General features: G+C 71.7%; 8 protein-coding genes. 2 read left to right on the top strand and 6 right to left on the bottom strand.

Annotated features, from left to right (window positions below; translation table 11 throughout):
- Positions 1 to 290 precede the first annotated feature (290 nt).
- Genes thiD (ABFX51_RS15665) through thiC form a run of 3 tightly spaced genes read right to left on the bottom strand, consistent with a single transcriptional unit; the run spans position 291 to position 3,564 of the window.
- Positions 291 to 1,112, bottom strand: a complete 822-nt coding sequence (thiD, locus tag ABFX51_RS15665) for a bifunctional hydroxymethylpyrimidine kinase/phosphomethylpyrimidine kinase (RefSeq protein ID WP_346054110.1) — start codon at positions 1,110 to 1,112, stop codon at positions 291 to 293.
- Between the two features lie 5 nt (positions 1,113 to 1,117).
- Positions 1,118 to 1,936 carry a bifunctional hydroxymethylpyrimidine kinase/phosphomethylpyrimidine kinase gene (thiD, locus tag ABFX51_RS15660; RefSeq protein WP_346054109.1) on the bottom strand — a complete coding sequence of 273 codons (819 nt, stop codon included), beginning with the start codon at positions 1,934 to 1,936 and terminating at the stop codon, positions 1,118 to 1,120.
- Positions 1,933 to 3,564 carry a phosphomethylpyrimidine synthase ThiC gene (gene thiC, locus ABFX51_RS15655; protein ID WP_281245256.1) on the bottom strand — a complete coding sequence of 544 codons (1,632 nt, stop codon included), beginning with the start codon at positions 3,562 to 3,564 and terminating at the stop codon, positions 1,933 to 1,935. Before thiC ends, thiD (ABFX51_RS15660) begins: the two co-directional genes overlap by 4 nt.
- A gap of 206 nt (positions 3,565 to 3,770) precedes the next feature.
- Here thiC and ABFX51_RS15650 point away from each other — a divergent pair, with 206 nt between their 5' ends.
- Positions 3,771 to 4,691 carry an NADP-dependent oxidoreductase gene (locus tag ABFX51_RS15650; RefSeq protein WP_091517002.1) on the top strand — a complete coding sequence of 307 codons (921 nt, stop codon included), beginning with the start codon at positions 3,771 to 3,773 and terminating at the stop codon, positions 4,689 to 4,691.
- Position 4,692: 1 nt separating this feature from the next.
- Here the strand turns inward: ABFX51_RS15650 and ABFX51_RS15645 are convergent, their stop codons facing one another.
- Genes ABFX51_RS15645 through ABFX51_RS15635 form a run of 3 tightly spaced genes read right to left on the bottom strand, consistent with a single transcriptional unit; the run spans position 4,693 to position 7,708 of the window.
- Positions 4,693 to 5,289 carry a LysE family translocator gene (locus tag ABFX51_RS15645; protein ID WP_346054108.1) on the bottom strand — a complete coding sequence of 199 codons (597 nt, stop codon included), beginning with the start codon at positions 5,287 to 5,289 and terminating at the stop codon, positions 4,693 to 4,695.
- Between the two features lie 43 nt (positions 5,290 to 5,332).
- Positions 5,333 to 6,247, bottom strand: a complete 915-nt coding sequence (locus ABFX51_RS15640; protein ID WP_091517010.1) for a S1C family serine protease — start codon at positions 6,245 to 6,247, stop codon at positions 5,333 to 5,335.
- A gap of 60 nt (positions 6,248 to 6,307) precedes the next feature.
- Positions 6,308 to 7,708, bottom strand: coding sequence for a 3'-5' exonuclease (locus ABFX51_RS15635; RefSeq protein WP_091516996.1), 1,401 nt, complete (start codon positions 7,706 to 7,708; stop codon positions 6,308 to 6,310).
- A 165-nt stretch (positions 7,709 to 7,873) separates the two neighbouring features.
- On the opposite strand from ABFX51_RS15635, the gene ABFX51_RS15630 reads away from it, so the two are divergent.
- The gene (locus ABFX51_RS15630; RefSeq protein ID WP_091516995.1) at positions 7,874 to 8,710 is read left to right on the top strand and encodes an excalibur calcium-binding domain-containing protein; all 837 of its coding nucleotides are present in this window, start codon (positions 7,874 to 7,876) and stop codon (positions 8,708 to 8,710) included.
- The last annotated feature ends 233 nt before the right edge of the window (positions 8,711 to 8,943 follow it).

Raw genomic sequence — 8,943 nt, 5'->3', positions numbered from 1 at the left:
TTGCCCGCCGGCGAGGCATTCTTTTTCTTTTTCCCTGCCGCACCCAAGAGCCCGGGCACCGGGGTCTCCCGGGCGTGACCGCCCTGCTGAGCGGCCCCACCCCCGCCCCGATCCTTGAGTGTTCACGGCCGATCCGTCGCGTCAAGAGCGCCTTCGGCGTCCCTTCGGGATGGCTGCGCCACTCTTGACCCGGCGGATCGGCCGTAAGTGCGGCTGGGGATCGGGGCGGGGGTGGGTGTGGGCGGTGTGGCCGCTCGCGTTGCCTTGCCGGGTTCCTGTTGGGCGGGTGGTTACCGGTCCTCCGGCGCTAGGCGCCAGAAGGCTGACACTGGGCCGACCTTCGCCCCCATGGGGTACGAGTGGGCGACTGCGTTGCTGACGAACCACTTCCCGAACTTCGCCGCCTCTGGGACCGTCATGCCCCTCGCCAGGCCCGCCGTCAGTGCCGATGCCATCGAATCGCCCGCGCCGTGGGTGTGGGGGGTGGCGAAGCGCGGGCCCGGTAGTTCCGTGAAGGTCTCGCCGTCGTAGAGGACGTCGACGCATTCCGGGTCGTGTGTGAGGTGGCCGCTCTTCACCAGCACGTACCTCGGGCCCATGGCGTGCAGGGTGACCGCGGCCTCGTGCATCTGCTCCCGGCCCGTCACCTCCAGGCCCGTCAACAACCGCACCTCGTCGAGGTTCGGAGTCAGGACCGTGGCCCTCGGCAACAGCAGGTCCCGCAGCGCCGCCAAGCCCGCCTCGTCGAACAGGGGGTGGCCGTGCATGGACGCCGCCACCGGATCGACGACGAACGGGACCTCGCGGTCCCGCCCGATGTTCGCCCTGTCGCACGCCTCGGCGACCGCCTCGATGATCGCGCCGGACGCGAGCATGCCCGTCTTCGCCGCGTTCACGCCCATGTCCGCCGCGACCGCTTCGATCTGGCCCGCCACGATGTGCGGCGGGACGTCCGACCGGTCGTGCACACCGAGGGTGTTCTGCACGGTGACCGCGGTGACCGCGACCAGCCCGTGCACCCCGCAGGTCAGGAACGTCCGCAGATCCGCCTGCAACCCCGCGGCCCCACCGGAATCCGAACCGGCGATCGTCAGTGCGCTAGGAACACCCATGCCCCCTAGTGTCGCAGCCGCCAGAACGGCGACACCGGCCCGACACCCGCACCCAGCGGATACGCGTCCGCCACCGACCGCTCGATGAACCGCTTCCCCTCCGCGACCGCGTCCGGCACGCCGAGGTCCTGCGCCAGCGAAGCGGTGATCGCCGAGGCCAGGGTGTCCCCGCCGCCGTGCGTGTGCTTCGTGTCGTACCGCGGGCCGGGCAGTTCGATGTGCTGCACCCCGTCGGACAGCAGGTCCACGCACTCCGGATCGGTGTAGAGGTGCCCGCCCTTCACCAGCGCCCACTGCGGGCCCAGCGCCAGCAACGCGTCCGCGGCCCGGCGCTGGCTCTCCCGGTCGGTCACCTCGACGCCGGTGAGCAACCGCACCTCGTCCAGGTTCGGCGTGACCAGCGTCGCACGGGGGAACAGCTGCGTCCGAATCGCCTCCAGCGCCTCGTTCCGCAACAGCGGGTCACCGGTCATCGAGGCGGCGACGGGGTCCACTACGAACGGCACATCGAACGACCGTCCGATGTGGACCTCGTCGAGCGTCTCCGCCACCGCCTCGAGGATCTCCGTGGTGGCGAGCATCCCGGTCTTGGCCGCGTCGACACCCATGTCCTCGGCGACGGCCTTGATCTGCGCGGTCACCACGTCCGGCGGGATCTCCGTGAACCCCTGCACGCCCAGCGAGTTCTGCACGGTTACGGCCGTGATCGCCGTCATCCCGTGCACCCCGCACGCGAAGAACGTCCGCAGGTCCGCCTGGATGCCCGCACCACCACCGGAATCGCTCCCGGCGATGGTGAGCGCCGTCTTCGGAGTCCCGCTCATCGCTCCACGACCGGCAGGTAGACCTGGTTGCCGCGCTCGCCGAACTCCCCGGCCTTCTCGCGCATCCCCGCCTCGATCGCCTCCACTGTGGACAGACCGTGCTCCTCGGCGTACTTCCGCACGTCCTGCGTGATCCGCATCGAGCAGAACTTCGGGCCGCACATGGAGCAGAAGTGCGCCGTCTTCGCCGGTTCCGCGGGCAGGGTCTCGTCGTGGAAGGACCGCGCCGTGTCGGGGTCGAGCGCCAGGTTGAACTGGTCGTTCCAGCGGAACTCGAAGCGCGCCTTGGACAACTCGTCGTCCCAGGCCTGCGCGTACGGGTGCCCCTTCGCCAGGTCGGCGGCGTGCGCGGCGATCTTGTACGTGATCACCCCGGTCTTGACGTCGTCCCGGTTGGGCAGGCCGAGGTGTTCCTTCGGCGTGACGTAGCACAGCATCGCCGTGCCGTACCAGCCGATCTGCGCCGCGCCGATCGCCGACGTGATGTGGTCGTAGCCGGGGGCGATGTCCGTCGCGAGTGGACCGAGCGTGTAGAACGGGGCCTCGCCGCAGAGCCGTTCCTCCAGCTCCACGTTCTCCTTGATCTTGTGCATCGGCACGTGGCCGGGGCCTTCGATCATCACCTGGACGTCGTGCTCGCGCGCGATGTGCGTCAGCTCACCGAGCGTCTCCAGCTCCGCGAACTGCGCGCGGTCGTTGGCGTCCGCGATCGAACCTGGCCGCAGCCCGTCACCGAGCGAGAACGTGACGTCGTACGCGCGCAGGATCTCGCACAGCTCCTCGAAATGCGTGTACAGGAACGACTCCTTGTGGTGCGCCAGGCACCACGCGGCCATGATCGACCCGCCGCGCGACACGATCCCCGTGACGCGGTTCGCCGTCAGCGGCACGTACCGCAGCAGCACGCCGGCGTGCACGGTCATGTAGTCCACGCCCTGCTCGCACTGCTCGAGCACGGTGTCCCGGTAGATCTCCCAGGACAGCTTTTCCGGCTCACCGTCGACCTTCTCCAGCGCCTGGTAGATCGGCACGGTCCCGACGGGCACGGGCGAGTTGCGCAGGATCCACTCGCGCGTCTCGTGAATGCGCTTCCCCGTGGACAGGTCCATGATCGTGTCGGCGCCCCAGCGGGTCGCCCACACCATCTTGTCGACCTCCTCCTCGACGGAGGACCACACGGCCGAGTTGCCCATGTTCGCGTTGACCTTCACCAGGAAGTTCTTCCCGATGATCATGGGTTCGCTCTCGGGGTGCCTGCGGTTGACGGGGATCACGGCACGGCCGCTCGCCACCTCGTCCCGCACGAACTCGGGGCTGACCCGCTCACGCGCCGCGACGAACTCCATCTCGCGCGTGATCACGCCAGCCTTCGCCCAGCCCAGCTGGGTGTTGTGCTCCTGCGCCCACCCGCTCCGCAGCGGCTGGAGTCCCTTGTGGACGTCGATCACCGCGTCGGGATCCGTGTACGGGCCCGAAGTGTCGTAGACGTCGAAAGAGTCCCCATTGGACAGATCGATCCGCCTCGCCGGTACCCGCAGCCCGGACTCCGTGGCGTGGTAGACCTTCCGCGAACCGGTGATCGGACCGGTGGTCACGGTCACAGGCGCGTTGTTCTCCAGCGTCGTCAAAGCAGACCCACTCCCTACGCCGGCATTACCCGGTCAGGTTCGGCGGTCGGTGGCACCGGGTCCCAACGGACACCAGCCACCCTCTCAGCCCGCCAAGGCGCGAGCTCCCGCGATTGCTGTTGTGCCTCCGACCTTGCCACGCCGGCGCTGGTACCTCAAGGGTGACCTCCGGAATAACCCGTTCAGCCGCGCCCGTTGCCCGGAGTATGAAGGCAATCGCACTGCAGCAGTACGGCTCCGCGGACGACCTCCGGCTGATCGACCTGCCCGACCCCAAGGTGGGTCCCGCCGAGGTGCTGATCAGGGTCAGAGCGGCCGGCGTCAACCCCGTCGACTGGAAGCTCGCGGCGGGCGGCCTCGACGCGCTGATGGAGGTGCGGTTCCCGCTCGTGCCCGGCTGGGACGTCGCCGGCGTGGTGGAGCGCGTCGGGCCCGACGCGCGTGAGTTCTCCGTCGGGGACGAGGTTTTCGGCTACATCCGCAAGGACTGGGCGCAGGCCGGGGCGTACGCCGAGCTGGCGACGGCGAACGTCCGCATGCTCGCGAAGAAGCCGCGCGGCCTCGGCTGGGCGGAGGCGGCGGGTGTGCCGCTGGCCGGGCAGACGGCGTTCCGGTCGCTGAAGCGGGCCGAAGTGGGCGCGGGCGACACGGTGCTGGTCCACGCCGCGGCCGGGGGCGTGGGCTCGTTCGGCGTGCAGATCGCCGTCGCGCTCGGTGCCCGCGTGATCGGCACGGCGAGTGAACGCAACCACGAGTACTTGCGCTCCTTGGGGGCAGAGCCGGTCACGTACGGCGAAGGCCTCGCCGACCGGGTGCGTGCCCTGGCACCCGGCGGAGTGGACGCGGCGGTGGACTTCGTCGGCGGCGACGCGGTCGACGTGTCCCTTGGCCTCGGCGTCAAGCCCGAACGGGTGGTGTCGATCGCCAACCCGGAGGCCGACGCGAAGGGCGGCCACTGGGTGTGGGTGCGGCCCGACGGCGTCGAGCTGGCCGACCTGGCGCGCCTCATCGAGGACGGCAAGGTGACCGTGCCTGTGGAGCGCACGTTCCCGCTCGCCGAAGCGGCGGAAGCGTGGCGGCTCAACCAGCAGGGCCGGACGCGGGGCAAGATCGTGCTGACCGTCTGATTCAGGCGCTCTCCACCGCCATCGCCAGCCCGAACGCCACGAAGGCGCCGCCGCACGAGCGTTCCAGTGCCCGGCGCACGCGCCGGCTCCGCAGCCAGCGCCCGACGCGCGTCAGCAGGAGCGCGAGTGACGTGTACCAGACGGTGTCGGTGAGGATCCAGACGGCGACCAGCGCCAGCAGGGGCAGCGGGCCGGCGTCGGCGGTGGACACGAACTGCGGCAGGAACGACAGCGCGAAGATCCCCGCCTTCGGGTTCGTCACGTTGACCAGCAGCCCGGACCGGAACCCGGACCCAGGCCGGACTTCCGGTTCCGGGCCGCCGCGCGACACCAGCAGCCGGACGCCGAGGTACACCAGGTAGAGCGCGCCCGCGATGCGCAGGCCGGTGTAGGCGAGCTCGGACGCGGCGAGCAGCGTGGTGATCCCGAACGCCGCGGCCACGCCCCACACCAGCACCCCGGCTTCGATACCGGCGATGGTGGCCAGCGAGTTCCGGCGGGAGCCCAGCGCGGACTGCTTGACCAGCATGAAGGTGGCCGGGCCCGGCACGAGCGCGATGAGGAACGCGGCGGGCACGAAGGCGACGAAATCGGGCACGCCGCGAGTCTGCTGCCGCGAGCCGTGCGCGGCAACGGAATTGCTAGCCCGCGAGCTCCGTCGGCGCCGCGACGACGTCCACCATCGCGCCGTTGCGCAACACCGTCACCGGCAGCCGCGTCCCGATGACCTCGGCGAACAGCTGCCGCTGGATGTCCTGCGCGTCGGAGACCCGCGCTCGCCCGACGGTGAGCACCAGGTCACCGGGCCGGAGCCCGGCCCGCGCCGCCGGGCCGCCCGCGACCACCTCGACCACCCGCAGGCCCGCCCGCTGACCGGTGTGCTCGGCGACTTCGTCGGGCAACGGGGCGGGCACGCCGACCAGGCCGAGGTACGCGCGCCGGACCTTGCCCTCGACGAGCAGCGTGTCGATGATGCGGCGGGTCGTCGCGTTGATGGGCACGGCCATGCCCAGCCCGATCCCGGCGACCGCCGTGTTCACACCGACCACGCGGCCGCTCGAATCGGCGAGCGCGCCGCCGGGGTTGCCCGGGTTCAGCGCGGCGTCGGTCTGGATCACGTTCTCGATCACCCGGCCCGCGCGCGCCGTGCGCACCGGCAGAGACCGGCCGAGCGCGCTGACCACACCCGCCGTCACCGAACCGGCCAGCCCGAGCGGGCTGCCGACCGCGACGACCAGCTGCCCGACGACGAGCTTGTCGGCGTCACCGAGCCGGACCGCGGGCGGGGCTTCGGACACCCGCACCACCGCGAGGTCGGACAACGGATCGGCGCCGACCACGCGGAAATCCTGCTCGGTGCCGTCGGAGAACGTCGCGACCCCGGCGCGGTCGCGGCCGACGACGTGCGCGTTGGTGATCAGGTACCCGTCGTCGGCGAAGACGACCGCCGAACCGCCGCCCCGCGCGAGCCGCAGGCTGGCGACGTGCGGCGTCACTTCGGCGGCGACGGTGCTCACCGTGCGCGAATAGGCGTCGAGGACGTCGGAATCCTCCATGGCGATCACCACCTCTGCTCACCCCAGTGTGCGCCCGCCCGCGCAGGTGGTGCGCCCCTTTCACCAGGAGCGAACTGACCACCGTTCGCCGAGGTACCAGCCGCCCAGCGCGATGCCCGCGCCGAGCACGAACGCCACGAGCCCGGCCGCGAACGGCGCCCCGCCGAACTCGGCGATCGCCGCCACGAAGACGAGCACCAGCCCGAGCGCGGTGATCACGCGGCCGCCCCACTGCGCGGCGTTCGTCCCCTGTGGCCGAGCCGGGGTGACCGCGGGCGCCAGTGCCGGGGCGAGTCGGGTGACAGGGGGTGGCGCCGGCGCCGCTTCCGGGGCAGGGGTGGCCAGTTGCCGTCGCGCCGTCGCGGCGTCCAGCACCGTGACGCCCTGCTCGGCGGCGCGCGCCAGCCTCGGTTCTGTGGGGGCGATGTCGGGGCAGACCACGAGGTGCGTGACGGACGCGGTGAGGTTCTTCGCCAGCTGGAAGCCGCGCGTGAGCACGGCGGCACGGAGTTCGTCCGCGTCGGCCCCGCGTCCCAGCACGAGCACCCGCGTCGGGCGGTCCGCGCGTTCGGTCGGCCGCACGTCCGCGACGACGCCGGGCACGCCGAGCGTCGTCGCGACCGCCTTCAGATCGGCGACCTCCTCGACCGTCAGGATCCCGTCGGCTTCGGCGACGGTCCGCATGCCGTGCACGAAACCGGTGTGGATCCTCCGCAGCTCGTCCTCGCCGAACCCCGTGGGCGGGGCGGACGTCAGCTGCCGGGCGGCGACCGCGTTGCCGAGCACCTCGAGGTAGGCCTCTTCGAGCGCGGGATCGGGGGAGTCCACGGGCACCGTCAGGGGCATGCGGTCCGGCAGCTCGGCCGTCCAGCCCTGGGCGGGCGCGGCGGGCTCGGCCCGGCGGGGCGCGAGCGGCCGGGACTTCACCAGCTGCGGCAGGGGGCCGAAGCGGGGCCAGGCGGTCAGGCGCAGTCCGTGCACGCCGACCAGCGCGGTCACGACGCGGGCGCCGGTGCGGGCGTCGTCGAGGGCGGTGTCGCGCCGGGTGTCGGTGATGCCGAGCGAGCGGGCGACGGTGCCGAGGCGGTAGTTCGGCAGGCGCACGGTGTTCTTGGCGGTGGTCAGCGTGTCGACGGCGGGCACGCGAATTCCGTAGCGGTCCAGCTCGGGGCCCAGAAATCGGGCGACGAATGCGAGGTTGTGCGCGACGAGCACGGCACCCTGCAGCAATTCGGTGAAATACCCGAGGACCTCGGGGAGCGTGGGTGCGGATTCCTGGTTCAGCAGTGTTGACAGTTCGCCAATTGTGCTGCCGTCCGCGCGCGTGCGCACCGCGGCGAGTTCGACGAGCTGTCCGGACCGCAATGCCGTTGTGCGGCAACCGATCGCGGTGAACTCTAGTCCGGTGGCGTCGTAGCCACCCGCGCGGGTCAGTTCCAGCACGTCGACGACTTCGGGCACGGCGCCTCTCCTGTTTCGCGGATCACTGCCGGAAGGTGCATCGGAATTCCCGGCGCGGCGTAACGGCTCGTTATGATTTCGCAACGGTTGTAACGCCGGAGTGGTCCGTGACGAGAAATGCGCAGTGCGCCATGTCGGCGCCACGATTTTCTCCGAGGACTGCACATGACTGCTACCGCGCCCGGCCGTGGCCGGCGTCCACCCCGTTGGCTGCTCGTGACTCTCGGCGTGCTGGGGGTGCTGTTCGTGATCGGGGCGATCTTCGGCCCGGACTCACCCCCGACGACACCGACCGCCGCGGCCCCGCCGCCTTCGACGACGGTCACGAGCACGACGACGTCGACGAGCGCGGCGCCGCCGGTCGAGGTCTACACGGTGGTGCGGGTGGTCGACGCGGGCACCGTCGAGGTGGCGGATGCCAGGGGGACGCGGCAGACGGTCCGGGTGCAGGGGGTGAAGGCGCCGGTCGCGGGCTGTTTCACGGCGGAGGCCACGGGCTGGGCGACGAACATGCTGGCTAACCAGCAGGTGACGTTGGCCGAGGTGAGCGAGGCGGGTGTGGCTGCGTCGCTGCGGCTGAACAACGCGACGGACTACGCCGATGCGGTGATCGGCGCCGGTTACGCGAGGGCGGCGGACGGTGCGGTCGCAGCGCTGCGCTCGGCGGAGGACAGGGCGCGGACGGCGGTGGCGGGCCTGTGGGGACCGCCCTGCAACGGCGACATCGACCACCCCGCGCCGGTCGTCGCCCCGGTCACGCCCGCACCGGCGCCTGCCCCGGCCCCCGCCCCTGCCCCTGCCCCGACGAAGGCGAAGGCGACGACGCCGCGGCAGGCGGTCCCGGAGCCGACGGAGGAGACGGAGTCGCACAGCGGCGGCGGCAGCCCGTACTACCCGAACTGCGCGGCCGCGAGGGCGGCCGGCGTGGCCCCCCTGTACCGCGGCGAGCCAGGCTACAGCTCCAAACTGGACCGCGACGGAGACGGCGTGGCCTGCGAGTAGCGACGAAGGGTTGCTTTGCGGCGGATGGCGCTGGCCGTCCGCCGCGGGGCGGTTCGGGGTTGGGGGTGGGTGTGGATGGCGATGTCGCTGGGCCGTTTCGGGGCGGGCGCGCCACTACGTCGCGCAGCTCGCCGCCGCCCACCCGCCGCGATGCACCCTGTCGCCCACGTACCCCGGCCGCGCCGCTTCGCCGAGCCGCGCCGCCGAGCTGCGCCGCTCCGCTCCGCCGCGCC

This window comes from Amycolatopsis dongchuanensis, assembly GCF_039542405.1.
Taxonomy (GTDB): Bacteria; Actinomycetota; Actinomycetes; order Mycobacteriales; family Pseudonocardiaceae; genus Amycolatopsis_E; species Amycolatopsis_E sacchari.
The sequence above is the reverse complement of the archived record's forward strand: the minus strand, read 5'-3'. Positions and strand labels throughout refer to the sequence as shown.

Bases quoted from the DNA above. Each gene is read 5' to 3' on its own strand.
- thiD (WP_346054110.1), bottom strand. From the start codon at position 1,112: ATGGGTGTTCCTAGCGCACTGACGATCGCCGGTTCGGATTCCGGTGGG.
- thiD (WP_346054109.1), bottom strand. From the start codon at position 1,936: ATGAGCGGGACTCCGAAGACGGCGCTCACCATCGCCGGGAGCGATTCC.
- ABFX51_RS15650 (WP_091517002.1), top strand. From the start codon at position 3,771: ATGAAGGCAATCGCACTGCAGCAGTACGGCTCCGCGGACGACCTCCGG.
- ABFX51_RS15640 (WP_091517010.1), bottom strand. From the start codon at position 6,247: ATGGAGGATTCCGACGTCCTCGACGCCTATTCGCGCACGGTGAGCACC.
- ABFX51_RS15630 (WP_091516995.1), top strand. From the start codon at position 7,874: ATGACTGCTACCGCGCCCGGCCGTGGCCGGCGTCCACCCCGTTGGCTG.